We start from the raw sequence: 22173 nt of genomic DNA, 5'->3' as shown, positions 1-22173 counted from the left end.
GGGATGTCATTCATTGATTAACAATATACCCTCATATTATTTCCCCCCGGTCTTCAGGCACAACAGGATGGCGATGAAGCGACTCAAAAATGAACTCAATGCGCTGGTTAATCGTGGGGTTGATCGGCATCTTCGTCTGGCCGTCACCGGCCTTAGCCGCAGCGGTAAGACCGCCTTTATTACCGCGCTGGTCAATCAGTTGCTGAATATTCACGGCGGTGCGCGTTTACCGCTGCTTAGCGCCGCCAGAGAAGAGCGGTTGCTGGGCGTCAAGCGCGTGCCGCAGCGGGATTTCGGCATTCCGCGCTTCACATATGATGAAGGGTTGGCGCAGCTATATGGTCAACCACCGACCTGGCCGACGCCTACCCGCGGCGTTAGCGAAATTCGCCTGGCGCTACGCTACCGCTCTAACGACTCGTTATTACGTCACTTTAAGGATACGTCAACCCTGTATCTGGAGATTGTTGATTATCCCGGCGAATGGCTGCTGGATCTGCCGATGCTGGCTCAGGACTATCTTACCTGGTCACGGCAGATGACCGGACTGTTGCAGGGGCAGAGAGCGGAATGGTCGGCGCGCTGGCGGCAGCTTTGTGAAGGGCTGGACCCGCTGGCGCCCGCGGATGAAACCCGGCTGGCAAAGATCGCCGCAGCATGGACCGACTATTTGCACGCCTGCAAGCGTGAAGGGCTGCATTTTATTCAGCCGGGGCGTTTTGTGCTGCCTGGTGAAATGGCCGGCGCGCCGGCGCTGCAGTTCTTCCCCTGGCCGGATGTTGATGCCGGCGGTGAAGCTAAGCTTGCCCAGGCGGACAAACATACCAATGCCGGAATGCTGCGCGAGCGGTTTAAATACTACTGCGAGAAAGTGGTCAAGGGTTTCTACAAAGAGCATTTCCTGCGCTTTGACCGGCAAATTGTGCTGGTGGACTGCCTGCAACCGCTTAACAGCGGGCCACAGGCGTTTAACGATATGCGTCTGGCGCTGACGCAACTGATGCAAAGTTTTCACTATGGGCAACGCACGCTGTTTCGCCGCCTGTTCTCGCCGGTGATCGACAAGCTGCTGTTTGCCGCCACCAAAGCGGATCACGTTACCGTCGATCAGCACAGTAATCTGGTATCGCTGCTGCAACAGCTGATTCAGGACGCCTGGCAAAACGCGGCGTTTGAAGGGATCAGCATGGATTGCCTGGGGCTGGCGTCGATCCAGGCGACGCAGAGCGGGCTTATTGAGGTGAATGGCGAAAAGATCCCCGCGCTGCGGGGCCACAGGCTGAGCGACGGTCAGCCGTTAACCGTCTATCCAGGCGAAGTGCCTGCGCGCCTGCCGGGGCAGGCATTCTGGGAACAGCAGGGTTTTCAGTTTGAGAACTTTCGCCCGCAGGTCATGGACGTTGATAAACCGCTGCCGCATATTCGACTCGACGCGGCGCTGGAATTTTTACTTGGAGATAAACTGCGATGACCGAACCGTTAAAACCGCGTATCGATTTCGATGGCCCGCTGGAGGAGGAAAAGGCGCAAATCCTGAAGTCCGCTCGCGCCTTTGCCGGGGATGAGGCTGAGAAGTTCGCCCCTGCGCGGGTTGATTCGCTGGAAGAAGAAGAGGGCGCGGCGGAAGCGGTGGTGGAGTCGGTACTGCGGCCTAAGCGCAGCCTGTGGCGAAAAATGGTCAGCGCCGGGCTGGCGATCTTCGGCGTCAGCGTAGTGGCGCAGGGCATACAGTGGACGATGAACGCCTGGCAAACCGAGGACTGGATTGCGCTCGGCGGCTGTGCCGCCGGGGCGTTGATTATCGGCGCTGGCGTGGGTTCAGTGGCGACCGAATGGCGGCGTCTGTGGCGGTTACGTCAGCGGGCTTACGAGCGCGACGAGGCGCGGGATTTGATGCACAGCCACGCGGTTGGTAAAGGGCGGGGATTTTGCGAGAAGCTGGCGCAGCAGGCAGGCCTGGATCAATCGCATCCGGCGCTGCAGCGCTGGTATGCGGCGATCCACGAAACGCAAAACGATCGTGAGGTGGTCAGCCTGTATGCGCAGATCGTGCAGCCGGTACTCGATGCTCAGGCACGGCGTGAAATCAGCCGCTCGGCGGCGGAATCAACGCTGATGATTGCCGTCAGCCCACTGGCGCTGGTGGATATGGCGTTTATCGCCTGGCGTAATTTACGCCTGATCAACCGTATCGCCACTCTGTACGGTATTGAGCTGGGCTATTACAGCCGTCTGCGCCTGTTCCGTCTGGTGCTGCTGAATATCGCGTTTGCCGGGGCCAGCGAACTGGTGCGGGAAGTGGGGATGGACTGGATGTCGCAGGATCTGGCGGCAAGGCTGTCAGCGCGTGCGGCGCAAGGCATTGGCGCCGGGCTACTGACCGCGCGGCTGGGGATTAAAGCGATGGAACTCTGTCGTCCGCTGCCGTGGATCGCTGACGATAAACCGCGTCTGGGGGATTTTCGTCGCGAGCTGATCAGTCAACTGAAAGAGACATTACAGAAGAACAAAAACAGTCCGGAGAAATAACGGTTTTCCGCACGTCCCCGACCAGCGACGCGTCACCGGGGAGCGATCCTGACGTTACGTCACTTCTGAGCGTATAACTTTACGGCATAAACGTTATTTTTCCACCATGCTGTCAATAATTGTTGACAGCCATCTTCCCGTCAGCAGATAACTGTCCTATTATTCATCCGTCATTGGCCTTTGTAGGGTGAAAACGCTTATGCGTCTTGAAGTCTTTTGTGAAGACCGTCTTGGTCTGACCCGTGAATTACTCGATTTGCTGGTGCTGCGCGGCATTGATCTGCGCGGCATTGATATTGACCCCGTAGGCCGGATTTATCTCAATTTCGCCGAGCTGGAGTTTACTCACTTCAGCCGCCTGATGGCGGAGATCCGCCATATTGCGGGTGTAACAGACGTACGTACCGTTCCGTGGATGCCGTCTGAGCGTGAACACCTGGCGCTCAGCGCGCTGCTGGTAGCGATGCCGGAACCGGTGTTATCCCTGAACACCAAAGGGAAAGTCGAGCTGGCTAACCCGGCCAGTTGCCAGCTATTTGGCCTGAGCCAGGAGAAACTGCATAACTACCCTGTCGCGCAACTCATTACCGAGTTTAATCTGCATCGCTGGCTGGAAAACACGCCCCAGGAATCCCACGCCGAACATGTGGTGGTCAACGGCCAGAACTTCCTGCTGGAAATCACGCCGGTCTATCTGGATGGCGAACAGGGCGAACGGGTACTGACTGGCGCGGTTGTGATGTTGCGTTCGACGGTTCGTATGGGGCGTCAACTGCAAACGATGACCATACAGGATACCAGCGCTTTTAGTCAGATCCTCGCCGTTAGCCCGAAAATGCGCCACGTTGTCGAACAGGCCCGCAAGCTGGCGATGCTGAGCGCGCCGCTGCTGATCGTGGGCGATACCGGCACCGGTAAAGATTTGCTGGCCCACGCCTGCCATCTGGCCAGCCCGCGAGCGGATAAACCCTATCTGGCGCTGAACTGCGGCTCTATCCCGGAAGATGTGGTGGAAAGCGAACTGTTTGGCGACGCGATTCAGGGGAAAAAGGGCTTTTTTGAGCAGGCTAACGGCGGCTCGGTGCTGTTGGATGAAATTGGCGAAATGTCGCCGCGAATGCAAACCAAATTGCTGCGTTTCCTCAACGATGGGACTTTCCGTCGGGTGGGGGAAGATCATGAAGTTCATGTCGATGTGCGGGTAATTTGCGCCACTCAAAAGAACCTGGTGGAACTGGTGCAAAAGGGCGCGTTTCGCGAGGATCTCTATTATCGCCTGAATGTTTTGACACTGTATCTGCCGCCGCTGCGCGATTGTCCGCAGGATATTATGCCGCTGACCGAACTTTTCGTGGCGCGCTTTGCCGATGAGCAGGGGATCCCGCGGCCGAAGCTTTCTGCTGATTTGAATAGTATGCTGACCCGTTACAGTTGGCCGGGAAACGTGCGCCAGTTGAAGAATGCGGTCTATCGTGCGCTGACGCAGCTGGATGGTTTTGAACTGCGTCCTCAGGATATCCTGCTGCCGGATCACGAAGTGTCTTCATTGGCTGTCGGTGAAGAGGCGATGGAAGGCTCGCTGGACGATATTACCCGCCGTTTTGAGCGTTCGGTGCTCACGCAGCTTTATCGCAGCTATCCCAGTACGCGGAAACTGGCCAGGCGCCTTGGCGTCTCACATACCGCAATCGCCAATAAACTGCGCGAATATGGCCTGAGCCAGAAGAAAGGCGACGAATAACGCCTGCAACCGGTGTAATGCTTGTCAGTTAAGGGCTCTCAGTTGCGTTTATGGCTGGCTGAGTGGTTCTGTCAATCGGTGGTTTAAACGAAAATCTGATTCGGTTGATTCACTAACTGAGCTGATACTACGGGCTGAAATATAAAGGATATAACTTTTTTATGACTTTCAGCCTCTGAAAAGCCCCTGACGAATAACGGACTCACCGCATGGGGGTGGGGGGCGCATCAAGGAAATCTGGCGGGAACGCAGGCGTACATCCAGGACGGCGGCCAGAGGCTGAGTCGCGGCAAGGATGCCGCGTCTCAGCCGGTCCGCCAGATGAAGCCGGAGTGGAGCGGACCGCGCAGCGGCAGGTTTTCAGCGCCATGCCGGGGGTGCAGGGGGACGGGCGAAACGTCCCCCTGCCCGTTCACACGCTGTGGATATAACGAATATCCGCGAATTTATCGTGAACGGAACGGACCACGGAATCTGAATGGGTGAAAACGGCGTCATGCTTGCCAGAACTACCGATAATGCGATTGCCACAGGCAAATAAAACAAAAGACAACACCGATGATTTGCTTAAGTGAACGGCATTACTGCAACCGGTGGCCTGTTCAGCCGGTTTTATTGTCGGGTGGCGGAACACGCCTTACCCGACAATAAAAAACAATATCAATATGTTATGCATTCCGCGTAGGCTTATGTAAGCGAAGCGCCGCTGAGCAATTCTAAAAGAACGGTCTTTGTCAGCAATCTGATGTATAGACTCAATTAGCCTGAAATAGTGAAATCGCAATGATGAAATGATATTTAAATCAGTATGTTAATTAGTATTTCGTTATTCGTTTTGCAATTTATTGGGTATATACTCGGATCTTCACCTTTTTTCTCAGGGAGTACGCATGTGGATTCCGCGTAGTCGTTTTTTTCAATGGATGGAACTCCTGGCGTTATCTGGCGCGATCTCGTTTGTGCTGTTCTGGTTTCATCTTCCCGCCGCGCTGCTGCTGGGGCCGATGATTGCCGGGATTAGCCTGAGTCTTCGCGGCGCAAAGATTCTTGTTCCTCGTCCTTTTTTTATTGCCGCTCAGGCGATTATTGGTTGCATGATCGCCCGCAGCCTGACGGCCTCCATTTTCGGCGTCCTGCTGGCAAACTGGGCGCTGGTGCTGCTGATCCTCTTTTCTACACTCGCTATCAGCGCGCTGGCGGGATGGCTGCTGGTGCGTTACAGCGCGTTACCTGGCGCAACCGGCGCCTGGGGCAGTTCACCGGGCGGCGCCTCGGCGATGGTAATCATGGCCCAGGAGTATGGCGCCGATGTGAGGCTGGTGGCGTTGATGCAGTATCTGCGGGTACTGTTTGTCGCCGGTGCCGCGGCGCTGGTGGTGCGTGTCGCCCTCGGTGGTGACGCGCAGATGATGACGCAGGAGATTATCTGGTTTCCACCGATAAGCTGGCAACTGCCGCTCACGCTGTTGCTGACTGCGGCGGCAGGGTGGCTGGGTTTGCGGCTGCGGTTTCCGTCCGGCGCGATGCTGTTCCCGATGCTGATCGGCGCGCTGGTGCAGGGAGAAGGCTGGCTGCAGCTCGAACTGCCGGAATGGCTGCTGGCGCTGGCTTATTGCGCCATAGGCTGGAGCGTTGGTCTAAAGTTTAATAAACAGATTTTCCTGCTGGCGCTCAAAACGCTGCCGCAGATCCTGGCATCGATTATCGGCCTGATCTTGCTGTGCGGGCTGATGGCTTTTGGGCTAACGCAGGTTATGCCGCTGGATTTCATGACCGCCTGGCTGGCGACCAGTCCCGGCGGGCTGGACACGGTGGCGATTATTGCCGCCGGCACACGGGCGGATATATCGTTTATTATGGCAATGCAGACTTTACGGCTGTTTACGATTTTGCTGACCGGCCCGGCGATCGCGCGTTTTATCTCCCGCCATGCGGCGCGGAAATAAAAAAGCCCCCGCTCAACGAGGGCTTACGTGGCCTGCCAGCAATATCACGCTTTCAGCGCGGCCAGGGCTGCGTCGTAGTCTGGCTCTTCGGTGATTTCGTTTACCAGCTGGCTATAAACAACCTGGTCATTTTCATCGATCACCACGACGGCACGCGCGGCCAGGCCGGACAGCGGGCCGGCGGAGATGGCGACGCCGTAGTCGGTCAGGAACTGGGCGCCACGTAGCGTGGACAGCGTCACAACGTTGTTGAGGTTTTCCGCGCCGCAGAAGCGGGACTGGGCGAACGGCAGGTCGGCGGAAATGCACAGCACCACGGTGTTGTTCAGTTCAGACGCCAGTTGGTTAAATTTACGTACCGATGTCGCGCAAACGCCAGTATCGATACTTGGGAAAATATTCAGCACTTTACGTTTGCCGGCGAACTGGCTGAGCGCGACGTCGGAGAGATCTTTGGCGACCAGCGTAAACGGCTGCGCTTTCGCGCCCGCCTGCGGAATGGTGCCCTGAACAGAAACGGGGTTACCCTGGAAATGCACGGTTTGTGACATGGTTATCTTCCTGTTTACATATAGTTAACGTCGCGGCTAGTGTATGACATCATTCATCAGCACGGCAAATCCTTTTAATTTTAGCTGCGAGGTTCAGGGAATGCGAAATTTGCGAGTGTACGAAGAATCCTGGCCGTTACATACCCCTTTTGTGATTTCCCGCGGCAGCCGCAGCGAGGCAAAAGTGGTGGTGGTGGAAATCGAAGAAAACGGCGTGAAGGGGGTTGGAGAATGCACGCCTTACCCGCGTTACGGCGAGAGTATCGCGTCGGTGATGGCGCAGATTGTCGCAATTGGAGAACAGCTTGAACGTGGTGCTTCCCGTGAGCAGATTCAGCATTTACTGCCGCCAGGCGCGGCCCGCAATGCCGTGGATTGTGCGCTGTGGGACTGGCAGGCGCGTAGCGCGGGTAAAAGTATTGCGCAACTGTTGGATGTGACGCTGCCCGACCGGGTGGTCACAGCGCAAACGGTGGTGATCGGCACGCCAGAACAGATGGCGGCCAGTGCCGCCGCGCTGTGGCAAAAAGGGGCCACCTTGCTGAAAGTGAAGCTTGATGACCATTTGATCAGTGAGCGGATGATCGCCATTCGCGAAGCGGTGCCGGAAGCGACGCTGATTGTCGATGCCAACGAGGCCTGGCATAGCGATGGTCTGGCTGAGCGCTGTCAACTGCTGGCGGATATTGGCGTCGCAATGCTGGAACAGCCGCTTCCGGCGGAGGCGGATGCAGCGCTGGAGAATTTTATCCATCCGTTGCCCATTTGCGCCGATGAGAGTTGTCATACCCGCGAGAGCCTGGCAGGATTGCGCGGCCGCTACGAGATGGTGAATATCAAACTCGATAAGACCGGGGGGCTAACGGAAGCGCTGCTGCTGGCGGAGGAGGCGGAACGTCAGGGGTTTGCGCGGATGCTGGGCTGCATGTTGTGCACGTCACGGGCCATTAACGCGGCGCTACCGCTGGCGCCGCTGGCCCGTTTTGCCGATCTGGATGGCCCGACCTGGCTGGCGGTGGACGTTGAACCGGCGCTGCGTTTCAGCCCCGGGGTGCTTCATCTTTGATCGTGCCAGCGTAGCAGTTCCGTCATTGCCTGAAGGTATTTATCCGTTGCCTCGTCAGAAGATATCGGGGGGAACTCGGCGGTAATGCAGGGCAGGCCGATATCCGCGCACCAACTGCCAAAGGAGCCGGGGGTTTCATAGCCGACGCTGCCCACCAGCGGGAGACTAAATGCGTCGGCCAGCCAGCGCCCCAGTATGCTATAGCCGGGATCTTCAATGCAGGTCAGCGGGTCATGAAATGAAACCACCCAGGCGGGATGGATCTGATGGATCAGCTGGCACAGCGCATGGACTTCTGGTTCTGAAGCGGGTTTTTCGCCGGTGGACAGTACCACATCGCGTTGCTCCGCCGCGCTGTTCCAGCGATAGACCGTTTCGCCTTCCTTCCAGTTCGCCGCGGGAAAATTTCGGTTCAGGTCGATACCGCGCGCGTTGGCGCGCAGCCCCAACTGGCAACCGTCAGGGTTTACCGCCAGCACAACGTGATGACGGCGCAGTTCCGGTTTTAATGTGCGTAACGCGCAGGAGAGGGTGACGATCGATGAATTTTCGTCGCCGTGGGTACCGGCAAGAATCAAACCGCTGCGGCTATCGGCCTGCGGCGCAGGGAACCATAGCAGCGGCGCGCCGAGGTGAGACTGACCATAGCGTTGCGTGCCGGGCGGAAAATCACCGCGCTGGGGACGCGGGCGAGAAGTGGGCATAGGGCATCCTGTTATCCGGTTATTTTTCAGTAGTGTTGTGTAAAACCGTTCTGGAATCAAATGGTTTCCGGTGATAACGAAATGCATATATATGTCAATTTTCTTTCACAAGCCGTTTGCAATTTCAGGTGATAAAACAAATAATTATCCCACTGCCAGCTCAGCTTTTTTATTTTAAAGGGGATCTTATGAAGTATCCTGTCACCTTGACATGTGGTGCGTTGTGGTTAGCCAGCGTCTCTTCTCTCGCCTGGGCGGCAGATGTCCCTCCCGGCACCGTATTAGCGGAAAAACAGGTGCTGGTGCGGCACATTAAAGACGAGCCCGCCACCTTAGATCCCGCCAAAGCCGTCGGTCTGCCAGAAATTCAGGTGATCCGCGATCTTTTTGAAGGATTAGTCAATCAGGATGCGCGCGGCAACCTTATCCCTGGCGTGGCGACGCGCTGGCAGAGCAATGATAACCGTGTCTGGACTTTTACCCTGCGCGATAACGCCCGCTGGTCCGACGGGACGCCGGTGACGGCGGAAGATTTTGTCTATAGCTGGCGACGTCTGGTGGACCCTAAAACGACCTCACCGTTTGCGTGGTTTGCTGCGCTGGCCGGTATTATCAATGCGCAAAATATTATTGACGGTAAGGCCGCGCCAGAGAGTCTCGGCGTCACGGCCGTGGATGCGCGGACTTTGCGCGTTCAGCTGGACAAACCGTTGCCATGGTTCAGCAAGCTGACGGCCAGTTTTGCTTTTTACCCGGTGCAGAAAGCCAACGTGGAGAGCGGCGACAACTGGACGCGTCCGGGAAATCTGATTGGTAACGGCGCGTATGTATTAAAAGATCGCGTAGTCAATGAAAAGCTGGTGGTGGTTCCCAATAGGCACTACTGGGATAACGGCAAGACGGTGATTCAGCAGGTCACTTTTGTGCCGATCAATCAGGAGTCGGCGGCTACCAAACGCTATCTGGCTGGCGATATTGATATTACCGAATCGTTCCCGAAAAACCTGTATCACAAATTGCTGAAGGATATCCCGGGCCAGGTCTATACCCCGCCGCAACTGGGCACCTATTATTACGCGTTTAATACCCGGAAGGGGCCAACCGCCGATGAACGTGTGCGGCTGGCGCTGAGTATGACCATTGACCGTCGTTTGATGGCGGAGAAAATTCTGGGTACCGGTGAGAAACCGGCATGGCGCTTTACGCCGGATGTTACCGCCGGATTCACGCCACAGCCGATGCAATTTGAGAGCATGAGTCAGGCGGAGCTGAACGCTCAGGCGAAAGCGCTGCTGCAGGCGGCGGGATATGGTCCGAACCGTCCGCTGAAGCTGACGCTGTTGTATAACACTTCGGAAAACCACCAGAAAATCGCTATCGCGGTGGCGTCAATGTGGAAGAAAAATCTGGGCGTCGAAGTGGCGTTGCAAAATCAGGAGTGGAAAACCTATATCGATAGCCGTAACACCGGCAACTTCGATGTGATTCGTGCATCGTGGGTAGGGGACTATAACGAGCCGTCCACTTTCCTGTCGCTGCTGACCTCGACGCACAGCGGCAATATTTCTCGTTTCAACGATCCGGCCTATGACAAAATCCTTGCCCAGGCGGCGCAGGAAACCTCGGAAAAAGCGCGTAATGATGCGTACAATGCGGCGGAAAAAATCATTATGGCGAAAGCACCTATCGCGCCAATTTATCAGTACACCAACGGGCGCCTGATTAAACCGTGGCTGAAAGGGTATCCGATAACCAACCCGGAAGATGTGGCTTATAGCCGCACGATGTATATTGTGCGGCACTGACGATTGACTAGCTCAATATAACCTTTGATAACCATAGCCAGAGCACTTAAGAGCGCGATTTATCGCGCTTTTATCTCTATTTAACCATCGTTTTGCAGATAAAATCCTCACCATTCCCGCCGAAAAACGGTCTTTGTAGAATAGCCGTTGCGGGAGTTGGCTCCCGATTTGGGCTAATTTTTATCGTAGCCCGGACGGTGAGAGCTGCCTCAACGCTGATTTTCTTCAGCAGACGATCGAACTGGCTGAGATCGCCAGGGATTTTGAGATTTTTGGCCGGTTCGTTAGCCCAAGCCTGCAACTGTTTTTCGTTCATAAAGCAACCTGCTTTTGATGTTGGATTGAACATATCAAAATCAGGCAATTATACAAATTGATGTACAGGCTCTTCATTGCTGAATGTCGGGTGTTTATATTTTAATTCATCCTTGATAAAACTCAATTACCAATTACCAATTACCAATTACCAGTTACCAATTATCGTCCCGGTAATCAAAAGAGATAAAGTAGTTGAATTGACTCATGTCGATTCCATTTTCAAACTATGGTTGTAATATCGCTGTCCATGACTTTTCAACATCAAAATAGCCATTATTAATATTATCCTATAAAGGCAACCTCAGACTTTCATTTCTCTCAAAGCTATTTTAAATATTGCGTTTTGGGTCGGGGCCTTTTACCTGTTTACCCGTTTTCGTCATTCACAAATCTCTATCTTCATTTCAAACCGTAGATGCGGTCTTCCATGACACAGGTCCCGTAGGGCGCTGGGTTTACCCGCCCGGTAGCTGGATTTTCCCCTATATATCCAGACGTGTTTTCTCTCTTATGGCTGCGATAACTTTCTGCATATATATTCCCGTGGTGAGTGATATCCCAGCGCGCTGAGCGTCAGATGATGCTGACGTGCGCAGGCGTTAAGGGCGAGGCTGGTTTCGCGGTCAAGTGACAGGGCTAATCGGCGGCTTTGGCAGCGATGTTCCGTTGAAAAAAGACGCGGAGCAGGGGGAAGCGTCGGTAATTGCGCCTGCCACCAGAGACGGTCGCGCGTTCTGAGCGTCTGCAACTGCGGATCGTGAAGACGCTGGTCCAGATAGTGAAACCATGCCACCTCATGTCGCGGAATAATATCGTCGGGCGGCGAGGCATAAAAACGCGCCAGATCCTCCATAACGATGCGAAATGACCCGGCATCAGCGGCGATCATGTCCAGATCGATATGCAGCCGGCTTTTCCCTTCCGGCAGCAATGAGAGGCTGATTTCACACGGCACGCCCCGGTCGCGCAGCAGTTGCTGGTTCTCCATGCGCTGACGTTTCTCCGCCAGCCGGGTCTGGATGTCTTCGCCGGTGCAGTGGCGGTAATCATCAAGACCCGTCGGAGGATGCTCCGCCACTACGTACTGCTGCCCCTCATCGCTGATGCGCAATCGCAGCATGGGGTGGCGGGCATACAGCGCGTTTATGGCCTGCCGGAAGCGCGCGCTGTCATGAATAAATCCGTCAAATTCGGCGTATAAGTGAGCGGCAACGCCGCCCAGCGCCTGGGGCGATTGCCTGCCGACCCAGGAAGCCGCCTGCATTGGAGTCAATGATTTCATTGGATATCTTTCCTGATTAAGCCAACGGAAGCGCCCTGAATATATCGCACAGAAATACGAATGAAAATGATAATTATTATTCTTAATATTGATGTTTATTCAAAAGAAAGGCTATGATGTGATGGTTTACGATGGGTTAATTGCTGACCAAAGGGCTGAACGCGCCGATCGGAAGAGTGGCAGAGGGAGCAGGCAAAAAATGAACGTTTGTAGGGAAAAACAACGTCATTGGTTTAAGAGCGTCATGTGGGCGCTCGGGCTGGTCATGTTTGCGGGGCAATGCGCTGCGCAGGGATGGCCGAGAACGTTTCATAATGCCGATGACACGGTCACGTCGATTCCTCAGCAGCCCAAACGCATATTATCGACCGCCGTCAGCGTCACCGGAACCCTGCTGGCGATTGATGCGCCGGTTGTCGCCAGCGCCACAGCGGTGAACGGTCAGTTCTTCGGCCAGTGGCAGGACGTCGCAAAAGCCAAAAAGGTCGTGAAGGTGTGGCCGGCGGGCAGCGTCGATCTGGAACAGGCGTGGGCCGCAGCGCCGGATTTAATTGTGGTATCAATCAATGGCGCGGATTCCGCGCGGGCCCAACTGGCGGATTTACAGGCCATTGCGCCGGTTATCGTGGTCAACTACGGCAATCAGACCTGGCAGGATCTGTCGCGCCAGTTGGGCGACGCGCTGGGGCTGGAGCAACAGGCCGCCGTGCGTATAGCCGGTTTTGATGCGCTGATCGCCAGCACCAGAACGCGGATCCGCCTGCCGGAAGGGCAAACCAATATTATCAATTTCAATGGGCCGGGCACTGTCAATCCCGTGGCGACACCGGAAAGCGTTCACGCGCGGCTGTTGCAATCGCTGGGATTCACCCTTGAAGCGCCCGATCCCGCATGGCAAAGTCATCTCACCCGCTCGGGCGATTTTATCTGGGTTGAATATGAAAACCTGACCCAACTGAAAGCCGAAACAACCTTTTTGCTGAGCGCCAGCGATGTGCGCATAGACGAATTTATCAACGATCCTCTGTTACAGCGTTTGCCTTCTTCCCGTGCCCGTCAGGTCTACAGCCTGGGGCCTCACGCTTTTCGCGTCGATTTCTACAGCGCCAGCGAAATGGTTAAGGCGATCGCCGAGCGTTTTGCCGTTGAAACGCCGCCCGCTGCGGCCACGCCGGAGGCGCGCTGAGATGTTTGCGCAGCGTCCGGGACGTGGGATGCGAAGTGCAGGGCTGGGCGGTGGTTTTCTTATTCTGCTAATGCTGGGTTTTTCCAGCCTCTGGTTTGGTTCGCGGACGATCCCGACTGCGGTGATCTGGCAGGCGTTGACGCAGTTCGATCCGCAAAACGGCGCGCATCTGCTGGTCTGGCATTTACGCCTGCCGCGCACGCTGCTGGCGATGGTGGTTGGCGCGGCGCTTGGCGGAGCCGGGGTGATAATGCAGACGCTGACCCGCAATCCACTGGCGGACCCCGGTCTGTTAGGCGTTAACGCGGGCGCCACGCTGGCGATTGTGCTGTCGATTGCCTTTTTAAATGTCACCAGCGTCAGCAGTTATATGGTATTCGGTGTGGCCGGCGCCGGGGTTATCAGTATTCTGGTATTTATGATGGGCGGCCTGAACCACGCCAATCCGATTCGTATCGTGCTGGCCGGCGCGGCGCTGACTATCGTTCTGCTGAGTCTGACGCAACTGGTTATTCTGAACAGCGACGCCGACGCTTTCGACAGGTTTCGTCACTGGGTGACGGGCGCGTTGCAGGGACGGGGGTATGACGTGCTGCTGCCGGTCTCGGTACTTGCATGTGTCGGCATTATTCTGGCGCTGGCGGGAGGGCGAATGCTGGACGTGGCGGCGCTGGGACTGGACACTGGACGCGCGCTTGGCATTAATCCGCATGTGCTCGCTGGGAGCTCTGCTGCGATCATCGTCATTCTGGCGGGGGCGGCCACGGCAGCGGCCGGACCGATCGGCTTTGTCGGCCTCACCGCGCCCCATTTTGCACGGGCTTTTGTCGGCTCGGGACACCGTCTGCTGCTGCCGTGGGCGATGATGTTCTCTGCAATACTGGTACTCAGCGCGGATATTCTCGGGCGGATGATTGGTTATCCCGGCGAGATTGGCGTTGGCATTATGGCAGCGTTAATCGGCGGACCGTTCTTCGTGCTGCTGGTTAAACGCTGGCAGGGGGCGCGCGTATGAGTCAGAGGGCCGGATGGGTGTGCGCCGCCCTGGCGCTGTTGCTTGGGGTGACGGGCCTGTATGCCTTGCTGGTCGGGCGTTTTATGCTTCCCGTGGAGTCGGCCTTCCAGGCGCTGTGGGGAGAAGGCGATCCGACGGCGCAGCATATTGTCAGGATGATCCGTTTGCCCCGCGTCCTGACCGCCATTCTGGTTGGCTTTGCGTTAGGCGTTTCCGGCGCGCTCTTTCAGTCGGTATCGAAAAATGTGCTGGGTTCCCCGGACGTGATCGGTTTTACCACCGGCGCAGCGACCGGGGCGATTATTCAGATCATTTTGTTTGACGGAAACCCGGTCGCCATTGTGCTTTCTGCCATGGCCGGCGGGTTCGCCACCGCGCTGCTGGTCTATTATCTGGCGCGCCATTATGGCGTGGTGAAGGGCCAGCGACTGGTGCTGATGGGGATCGGCGTCGGAGCGGTACTCAGCGCGCTTAATGCGCTGCTGCTGGTGAAAGGCGATATCGACAATGCCGTGACCGCCACGCTCTGGCTGGCCGGTACCACGCAGGGACGCAACTGGTATCACGTGGCGCCGGTGGCGTTAAGCCTTCTGGTGCTGCTTCCGGCCATTGTTCTGCACGCCAGAGCGATAAATATCATGGCGATGGGCGATGATATTGCCAGCCAGCTTGGGGTGCGCGTTGAGCGGACGCGAAGAACGGTAACGTTCTGCGCCGTCACGCTGGCCGCGGTGGCCACCAGCGCGACAGGGCCAATCGCGTTTATTGCCCTGATTGCGCCGCAGCTGGCGTTACGCTTAACCAGAGCGCCGGGATTGCCGGTTTTCAGCGCCGGGCTGGCTGGAAGTTGCCTGCTACTGGGCGCCGATATGCTTACGCAAATTCAGCCGCTGGCATTAACCCTTCCCGTTGGCCTAATGACCGGGATTATCGGCGGCGTTTATTTACTTATTCTGCTGTTGCGAATGCCTTCCGTTTAGGTGGGATTTTTTCAGGCGGGCTGAGTGCGTCTGATGAGAAAGCAAGTCACCCATAATAAGGCCGTCAGGCTGCCAATATAAAGCAATGTGTTCTTTGTCGCTCAATCTAACAATAAACAAATTTAGTACGCATTTTGGGAAAGGAGAAAACAATGAGCGAACTAAAGAGTGATAAAGCACAACAGATATTTTTAAAATACCAGCGCCGTAGTACGGCGCTGAAATACCCTGTTCCTTACGCAATATTTGGCTTATATGTATTTGCCGCCGGAGACGTCATGGCCGCAGAAGAAATATCTCGGCGTGACGATAATTCTCAATCGGATACGATTGTGGTCACCGGAGAGAAAGTGGCCCGGACGCTCTACGATACCAGCGGCAGCGTCGAGGTATTTGATGACGCGCGTATTAATGCGATGCCGGGCGCGTCACAGGTCTCGGATCTCTTAAAAATGACCGCCAACGTTGTCGATACCGGTATCGGCAACGATCTGCCGACGATTCGCGGTATCGACGGCTCAGGCCCGGCAAACGGGGCGAATGCTTTCCTGAATGGCACCCGGCCGCGGTTGAATCTTTCGCTGGACGGGCGTTCCCTGACCTACAACGAGCTGGCGTTTGGGCCGCAATCCTTGTGGGATATGGAGCGGGTTGAGGTCTGGCGCGGACCGCAAAGCTATATCCAGGGGCGCAACGCGATTGCAGGCGCCGTGGTGATGACCAGTAAAGATCCGACCTTCGACTGGGAATCCTCAGTGAAGGCGGGCGGCGGGAATCAAAGCTCTACCGTGGCTTCCGCGATGTTATCCGGGCCGATTATTGAAGATCAACTGGCGTTTCGTCTCAGCGCCGATAGGCAGCGGCGCGACAGCTTCGTCAATTTAATCTCCTACGATCCGGTGGGCGATCCGCGGGAAATTGAAGCCACCAATCTGCGCGGCAAGTTATTATTCAACCCGGCCGGGCTTCGCGAACTCACCACTAAACTGACCGTTAACCACTTTGACAGTCGGGCGCCGCAGAATGAGACGCTGAGTCCGAAAAATCATGTCAGCGCTCGTTTCGACCCACGGCGTCCGGTGTTTGAGACCACCTCGACCAGCGGTATCTGGGATCTGGCCTGGGAAGCCTCGGAAAGCCTCAGCCTGGAGAACAAGCTGATCTACACCGATTTTGACAACCACCGTCGCACCGTAGAAAGCTTGCCGTGGGCCAATATTGACGGGAAAGAGTTTCAGACCGAGCCGCTGGCCCGCTTTGGCGTCACAGGCGATACCCTGCGCGGACTGGTGGGTGCGCGTTATTTCCACGCCTCGCAGGATGAGTTTGTGAACCTGTTTGGCGGCAGCAAGTTCAAGGATAAAACGGAAACCTACTCGGCGTTTGGTGAACTGACCTGGGCCGTGACCTCAGAGGTGGATATCACCGCCGCAAGCCGCGTCGAGCGCGAGCATCGTCAGCGCAAAGGCGGTGCGACCCGGAAGGTGGATTTTGATGAAACCTGGGACGTTTTCCTGCCGAAACTTGATATTGCCTGGAAACCGTTACCGCAACAGACGTTAGGCATGAAGGTGTCGCGAGGATATAACGCCGGCGGGGCGGGAATGACCTTTGTCGCGCCGTTAATTAACTATACCTACGATCCTGAATATGTCTGGAGCTATGAATTATACAGCCGTCACGGGATCAGTGACTGGAATCTGGAATTAACCAGCAACCTGTTTTACAACGATTATAAAGATATGCAGTTACCGTATTATCTTAATTCCAACAGCAGTTCGATGGTGATCAGAAATGCGGATAAAGTCGAAACGTACGGCGCGGAACTGGGCGCTATCTGGAAACCAACGCTGGATTTTGAACTGAACAGCTCCGTTGGGGTTTTAAAAACCAGGATTAAAAAATTCTCCAGCAGCGGAATAGACGGACATGAATTACCGCGAGCACCGTCATTAACGGCAAACCTCGGCGCGAAATATATGCTGATGCCCGGACTGGAATTGAGCGGAGACGTTCGCTTTACCGATACCTATTATTCCCAGTATGACAACGATACCCGGGGCGAAATTCCCTCGTCATGGATAGCGAATATGCAGGTGGCTTATACCTTCACCCATGGCCGCGTCAGCGTCTTTGCGCAAAACCTGTTTGATTCTGACAAGCGAATTATGGTGATCGACAACGATGTTTCGACGGCGGTGTTGCAGCGCCCACGTCTTGTCGGCGTTGCCGTGCAACTGGATTTCTGAGGCGAAAAGCGTGGGGGAGGTTCGGCTCCCCCAAATATCAACACGATCTGGCGAGGCGGGCAGTTCGCCTGAGAGGGGTTCATGAGTACGATTTTTTATCAGTCCGGCACGCAGCGTACGGAAAAGGCCAGCGAGGCTGAAGAACAGATCTGGTTTGAGCATCAACAGCAGCAGCATGGCGAAAGCCTGCGTTGCTTTGCCTGGACGCTCGATAGCCGCATCGATACCGGGCGTTTAGTGAATGCGCTCTTATGGCCGACTCGGTGGGCGGCCCGGACGTAACGATGGCATCCCTGCGCGAGAAGATGGACATCGCCCAACAGGAAGGACTACAACATTTATGAACCCAATGGACCACATTCAGCTTAGCGATATTCAACGTATCTATCCTGCGACGACGGTGGTTGAGCTGGTCTTCAGCGACGCGCAACAGGCGTTGTTTGTCAGCGCGCCGGACTGGGAAGATGAAACGCAGTCGCGGGTGCTGCGCATTAATCCGCAGACGCTCAGCGTGGAAGCGGAGATCGCATTGCCGGTAAAAGGATTCGGCGTGGCGCTGGACGATAAGCGCGGCTTGCTTTATCTCACGCAGGGTTTTAATGGCTCGGTGGCGGTGGTGGATATCTGCAAGAACCGGCTTATCGCCACCATCCCGCTGATGGAAGAGGTCGTTTTTGAGCAACGTTACCAGCAGGAGGGCATTTCCGGCGCGCGGCTGGCGTTTTTGATGCGCGAACTGGCGCGCTTTGGCGTCAGTGAGGGCTATCCCTGGAAGCTTCGCGAACTGGTGTTTGATCCGGTCACGGAGCGGCTATTTCTGCCGGGACTGGGGCTCGGGATCGACAGCGTTTTATTTGTTATCGATACCCGCGAGCGCAGGCTGGAAAAAGTGCTGCCGGGCTTTCGCTATAACGTCGTAGGCATCACGCTGGATCGCCAGGGGAGAAGAGTGTTTGTGTCGAATATGCAGGGACAGCTTTTCGTTGTCGATCCGGACACGCTGAGCATCGTTCATTGCCATGAGGTGGCGGCCGATCAGTTACTGAATATGGTTTATGACCGCCGTCAGAACAGACTGTTTGGTGTGGATCAGGGAATCGATCGCCGAGACTGGCGGAACAACCATCTTGAACGGGACTACATTTCGCGCAGTCAGGGGCATGAAGTTTTTGTGCTCAATGCGGATACGGCTGAAATTATCGCCTGGATGGCGACGGATGAAATACCTATCGGTCTGGTATGGGATGATGAGCAAGAACGACTTTATGTTGCGAACCGGAGAGGGATACGCGTCGATAAGGGGGAAGGAACGCTTACTGTCTTTGATACTCGCAATTATACGAGAGTGCAGACACTACAAATTTCCCCTCATCCTAATAGTCTGGCGTTCGACACGGAGAAAAAATATCTATTTCTCACCGTGAAGAATGACGAAACGTTAATTCGGGATAAGCAACCAGAATGTGTAGTTCGCCTTCGTTTGATTAAAAAGACGGTAGAATAACTTTACAGACTGCTATCTGCCTATCACTACAATATGACGTTGCGCTGACTTCATATCATGGATTTAAGCAGGGCAGTCAATGCCAGTGACGGTAAAAATAACGGTAAGTTAATGTGATATTATAAATATCTATACTCTAAATAATTCGAGTTGCAGGAAGGCGGCAAGAGAGCAAATCCCCAGGAACATAGATAGCTATGTGACTGGGGTGAGTGACAAATCTGTCTGGAACAGATTTGAACGCCGCTTGCGGCGGCCCGTAAGGGCGAGGCCCAGGGATGGGCCGAGTAACCCGCAGCCAACACACATGCAACTTGAAGTATGACGAGTATATAATTATCACATCGTTATGGTGTCATTCTATAGTTCGGTACGAGAGCCCCCGCCAGGCGCATGGTTTTTCATGGTGCCGCCTGGCCTGCTTTTTTTGTAACATCTGAAAACTAAATGAGATACACTTGCATTAACGAAATCATTATCCGGTAACATTTTGCTCGGGCGCACTCATTTTCTCTCCATTGCAGCGTGGTTGGCTCTGTTTTCAGTAGCCATGTTGTTTGTTGCGCCTGTGATTTCCAAAGCGTTAGTACACCGTAATGTCTGTCAGCAAACGCTCGTTGCCGGGATGCGCGGCGTGCCTGAGGTAGAGCGCGGCATGGCAATGAATATGCCAGAAATGCATCACGGCGTGGTCCCGTCAGCGACCTGCGATAAAAGCGCCGCAATGGATCATCTCATGAGTTCGGGTCAGGTGATGTCTCCGATGGAAGAGATTGCCTGTGGATATTGTCTGCTCCTGATTCATTTGCCTTTTGTCGCGTTTTTACTGACCGTACTGCTCTGGCTGATGTTGTTTTGCCCACGCCGGGCTCCGGTTTTACAAATCGTTTTTACGCCGGTCTTCCGCGCCTGGGCGCCACAATGCGCGCGTGCGCCGCCTTCTGTTTTTCTGTCTGCGATGTAATAAATCACAAAAATTTGCGTCTCTGTCTGCCCGTTTCAGCGCTGGCAGGATGAGTTACGCCCGAAAAACAGTAAGGCAAAAAATGAAATCATATAATTTTGCGCACACGACGCTCGCTTCACTGGTACTGCTGACATTTATGACAAGCAGTGCATCTGCCGATGAACAACACAATCACTCGACGGTGCAGGATGATGCTGTCATGGTTGTGACCGCCCCCGTTTCCTCACCTCTTGAAATCGTCACCTCTCCCAAAACCCCGCGTCAGCCAGTACCGGCGAGCGATGGTTCCGATTATCTGAAAACCATTCCCGGTTTTTCCCAGATTCGTAATGGCGGCACCAATGGCGATCCCGTATTTCGCGGTATGTTTGGCTCTCGTCTGCGTATCCTGACGAATAATGGCGAAATGTTGGGGGCATGTCCGGCCAGAATGGATGCGCCCAGTTCATATATTTCTCCGGAAAGTTTTGATCTTCTGACACTGATTAAAGGGCCGGAAACGGTGCTTTGGGGGCCGGGTAACTCAGCGGGAACGATTCGCTTTGACCGGGAGCCGCCCCGTTTTGATAAACCGGGTATTCAGGGAACGGCCAGTTTGCTTACCGGCTCGAATAATCGCTGGGATGAAAATGCGGATATCAGCGTTGGCAGCGAGGAGGGGTACCTGAGGCTTATGGGGAATAAGTCCCGTTCAAACGACTACAAGGACGGTAATGGCGATCGTGTTCCGTCAAAATGGGATAAATGGAATGCTGATATAGCGCTCGGCTGGACGCCTGACAAAGATACCTTGCTGGAGCTGACGGCAGGAAAAGGCGACGGAGAAGCTCGCTATGCTGGACGCAGTATGGACGGTTCCCGGTTCAAAAGAGAAAGTCTTGGGATGCGTTTTGAAAAATCCAACATTGGTGACGTTTTTGATAAGTTCGAAGCCAATGTTTACTATAACTATGCCGATCATGTTATGGATAATTACTCCCTGCGTTCGCCAGGCAACAGTATGTCCGGGGGCATGGGCGGCATGGCGAACTCCATGGGCTCTTCAATGAATTCCGGCGCGTCAATGAGCATGCCGATGGCGATGGAGCTGGATCGACGTACCGTGGGTGGCCGCATGATGGGAACCTGGCTATGGTCTGATTTTGAGCTGCGGAGCGGCGCAGATTCTCAATTTAATACCCATCGTCGTAAATCTGATGAGGTCTGGTCCAAAGATGCGCGTTTTCATGATTACGGTGTGTTCGGTGAACTGACCTGGAACGCGACCGCACAAAGCAAAGTAGTCAGCGGTGCTCGCCTGGACAGGGTGATTGTCGACAACTTTACCGATGAGGGCGCATCTGAGCGTACAGATACTCTGCCCGCAGGATTTGTTCGCCTGGAGCATAATCTTGCAGACTTACCCATTATGTTTTACGCCGGTCTTGGATATACCGAACGTTTTCCCGATTACTGGGAGCTATTCTCGCCAACCTATGGGCCGGATGGCTCCACCGACGTTTTTGACAAGGTGAAAACAGAAAAAACAACGCAGATTGATATTGGCGCACAATACAAAGGTCAGCGTGTTAATAGCTGGATTTCCGCCTATGTCGGACGGGTTAACGATTTCATTCTCTTCCGTTACGATCGCAATAACGCGCGAGTCAGTCAGGTTGATAATGTCAACGCCACTATCATGGGGGGCGAGGCGGGTTTCAGTTATCAGCTTACCGATACATGGAAAACCGATGCCAGCCTCGCTTATTCATGGGCGCAAAATACCGATGATCACCAACCCCTGCCGCAAATTCCGCCACTGGAAGCACGCTTTGGCCTGACGTGGGAGAAAGGCGACTGGAGTAGTACCGGTCTGTTAAGGCTGGTCAGCAGTCAGCATCGCGTTGCGATCAATGAAGGGAACGTCGTTGGAAAGGATTTTGACAGCAGTCCCGGTTTTGCCGTCTTTTCCGCTAACGCCGCCTATCGTGTGAATAAATACGTTAAGGTCAGCGCCGGTGTCGATAACCTGTTTGATAAGACCTACAGTGAACATCTGAACCTGGCGGGTAACAGCAGTTTTGGTTATTCCGCAAATACTTCCGTTAATGAGCCGGGCAGAACATTCTGGGGCAAAATTAACGTGACATTCTAAGGCTTTCCCGGTTTGGTTGCGCCTCTGATGTAAGACTTCTCAGGGGAATTCCGGCGTCCTGGGGGGCGAGCAAAACGCCTCCCAGGACGTTCACATGCAATGAATATGAAGAATATCCTCGTACTTACAGCGAACGGAACAGGCCACGGAATCAAATGGGCGAAAACGAAAAATCGCCATGTTCGCCAGAACCGCC

The 22173-nt window shown here is 54.9% G+C and carries 18 protein-coding genes and 1 pseudogene; 14 read left to right on the top strand and 5 right to left on the bottom strand.

What is annotated here, in order from left to right; genetic code table 11:
* The first annotated feature begins 73 nt into the window (after positions 1 to 73).
* From ABK821_RS06155 to ABK821_RS06140, 4 genes are all read left to right on the top strand, one after another.
* On the top strand, positions 74 to 1471 hold the full coding sequence (locus ABK821_RS06155; protein WP_395033856.1) for a YcjX family protein: 1398 nt from the start codon (positions 74 to 76) through the stop codon (positions 1469 to 1471).
* Positions 1468 to 2529 carry a YcjF family protein gene (locus ABK821_RS06150; RefSeq protein WP_308563934.1) on the top strand — a complete coding sequence of 354 codons (1062 nt, stop codon included), beginning with the start codon at positions 1468 to 1470 and terminating at the stop codon, positions 2527 to 2529. Before ABK821_RS06155 ends, ABK821_RS06150 begins: the two co-directional genes overlap by 4 nt.
* Before the next feature lie 199 nt (positions 2530 to 2728).
* Positions 2729 to 4270 (top strand): transcriptional regulator TyrR, encoded by a 1542-nt coding sequence (gene tyrR, locus ABK821_RS06145; RefSeq protein WP_308563935.1) that lies wholly within the window; start codon positions 2729 to 2731, stop codon positions 4268 to 4270.
* 890 nt (positions 4271 to 5160) lie between these two features.
* The gene (locus ABK821_RS06140) at positions 5161 to 6216 is read left to right on the top strand and encodes an AbrB family transcriptional regulator (RefSeq protein ID WP_171034936.1); all 1056 of its coding nucleotides are present in this window, start codon (positions 5161 to 5163) and stop codon (positions 6214 to 6216) included.
* Between the two features lie 44 nt (positions 6217 to 6260).
* Here the strand turns inward: ABK821_RS06140 and tpx are convergent, their stop codons facing one another.
* A complete protein-coding gene (gene tpx, locus ABK821_RS06135; RefSeq protein ID WP_138362697.1) occupies positions 6261 to 6767 on the bottom strand; it encodes a thiol peroxidase in 507 nt (168 codons plus the stop codon).
* A 100-nt stretch (positions 6768 to 6867) separates the two neighbouring features.
* Between tpx and ycjG the strand changes: the two genes are divergently transcribed.
* Complete coding sequence (gene ycjG, locus ABK821_RS06130) at positions 6868 to 7833, top strand: L-Ala-D/L-Glu epimerase (RefSeq protein ID WP_142502053.1); 966 nt, start codon at positions 6868 to 6870, stop codon at positions 7831 to 7833.
* Here ycjG and mpaA read toward each other — a convergent pair.
* Positions 7824 to 8537 carry a murein tripeptide amidase MpaA gene (mpaA, locus tag ABK821_RS06125; protein WP_138362699.1) on the bottom strand — a complete coding sequence of 238 codons (714 nt, stop codon included), beginning with the start codon at positions 8535 to 8537 and terminating at the stop codon, positions 7824 to 7826. The genes ycjG and mpaA overlap by 10 nt on opposite strands.
* Before the next feature lie 188 nt (positions 8538 to 8725).
* Between mpaA and ABK821_RS06120 the strand changes: the two genes are divergently transcribed.
* Positions 8726 to 10342, top strand: a complete 1617-nt coding sequence (locus ABK821_RS06120; protein WP_142502052.1) for an ABC transporter substrate-binding protein — start codon at positions 8726 to 8728, stop codon at positions 10340 to 10342.
* A 76-nt stretch (positions 10343 to 10418) separates the two neighbouring features.
* Here the strand turns inward: ABK821_RS06120 and ABK821_RS06115 are convergent, their stop codons facing one another.
* From ABK821_RS06115 to ABK821_RS06105, 3 genes and pseudogenes are all read right to left on the bottom strand, one after another.
* The gene (locus ABK821_RS06115; RefSeq protein ID WP_343178535.1) at positions 10419 to 10658 is read right to left on the bottom strand and encodes a hypothetical protein; all 240 of its coding nucleotides are present in this window, start codon (positions 10656 to 10658) and stop codon (positions 10419 to 10421) included.
* 226 nt (positions 10659 to 10884) lie between these two features.
* Positions 10885 to 10944 (bottom strand): annotated as a pseudogene (locus ABK821_RS06110) (colicin E3-like toxin immunity protein); the annotation flags it as partial.
* 224 nt (positions 10945 to 11168) lie between these two features.
* Complete coding sequence (locus ABK821_RS06105) at positions 11169 to 11942, bottom strand: condensation domain-containing protein (RefSeq protein WP_260607829.1); 774 nt, start codon at positions 11940 to 11942, stop codon at positions 11169 to 11171.
* 199 nt (positions 11943 to 12141) lie between these two features.
* Here ABK821_RS06105 and fepB point away from each other — a divergent pair, with 199 nt between their 5' ends.
* From fepB to ABK821_RS06065, 8 genes are all read left to right on the top strand, one after another.
* Positions 12142 to 13128, top strand: a complete 987-nt coding sequence (gene fepB / locus ABK821_RS06100; protein ID WP_343178497.1) for a Fe2+-enterobactin ABC transporter substrate-binding protein — start codon at positions 12142 to 12144, stop codon at positions 13126 to 13128.
* Between the two features lies 1 nt (position 13129).
* Complete coding sequence (locus ABK821_RS06095; RefSeq protein ID WP_343178498.1) at positions 13130 to 14143, top strand: iron ABC transporter permease; 1014 nt, start codon at positions 13130 to 13132, stop codon at positions 14141 to 14143.
* Complete coding sequence (locus ABK821_RS06090) at positions 14140 to 15123, top strand: iron chelate uptake ABC transporter family permease subunit (RefSeq protein WP_343178499.1); 984 nt, start codon at positions 14140 to 14142, stop codon at positions 15121 to 15123. Before ABK821_RS06095 ends, ABK821_RS06090 begins: the two co-directional genes overlap by 4 nt.
* A 152-nt stretch (positions 15124 to 15275) precedes the next feature.
* The gene (locus ABK821_RS06085; protein WP_343178500.1) at positions 15276 to 17372 is read left to right on the top strand and encodes a TonB-dependent receptor domain-containing protein; all 2097 of its coding nucleotides are present in this window, start codon (positions 15276 to 15278) and stop codon (positions 17370 to 17372) included.
* Between the two features lie 81 nt (positions 17373 to 17453).
* Positions 17454 to 17654, top strand: coding sequence for a hypothetical protein (locus ABK821_RS06080; RefSeq protein WP_343178501.1), 201 nt, complete (start codon positions 17454 to 17456; stop codon positions 17652 to 17654).
* Between the two features lie 58 nt (positions 17655 to 17712).
* Complete coding sequence (locus ABK821_RS06075; protein ID WP_395033853.1) at positions 17713 to 18876, top strand: YncE family protein; 1164 nt, start codon at positions 17713 to 17715, stop codon at positions 18874 to 18876.
* 490 nt (positions 18877 to 19366) lie between these two features.
* Entirely contained in the window at positions 19367 to 19840 is a 474-nt protein-coding gene (locus ABK821_RS06070; RefSeq protein ID WP_241675660.1) for a DUF2946 domain-containing protein, read from the top strand.
* 139 nt (positions 19841 to 19979) lie between these two features.
* A complete protein-coding gene (locus ABK821_RS06065; RefSeq protein WP_395033867.1) occupies positions 19980 to 21977 on the top strand; it encodes a TonB-dependent copper receptor in 1998 nt (665 codons plus the stop codon).
* The last annotated feature ends 196 nt before the right edge of the window (positions 21978 to 22173 follow it).

Origin of the sequence: Klebsiella sp. KE9456, assembly GCF_043832615.1 — a bacterium.
Classification (GTDB): Bacteria; Pseudomonadota; Gammaproteobacteria; order Enterobacterales; family Enterobacteriaceae; genus Klebsiella; species Klebsiella indica.
This window is presented reverse-complemented; position numbering and strand designations above follow the sequence as displayed.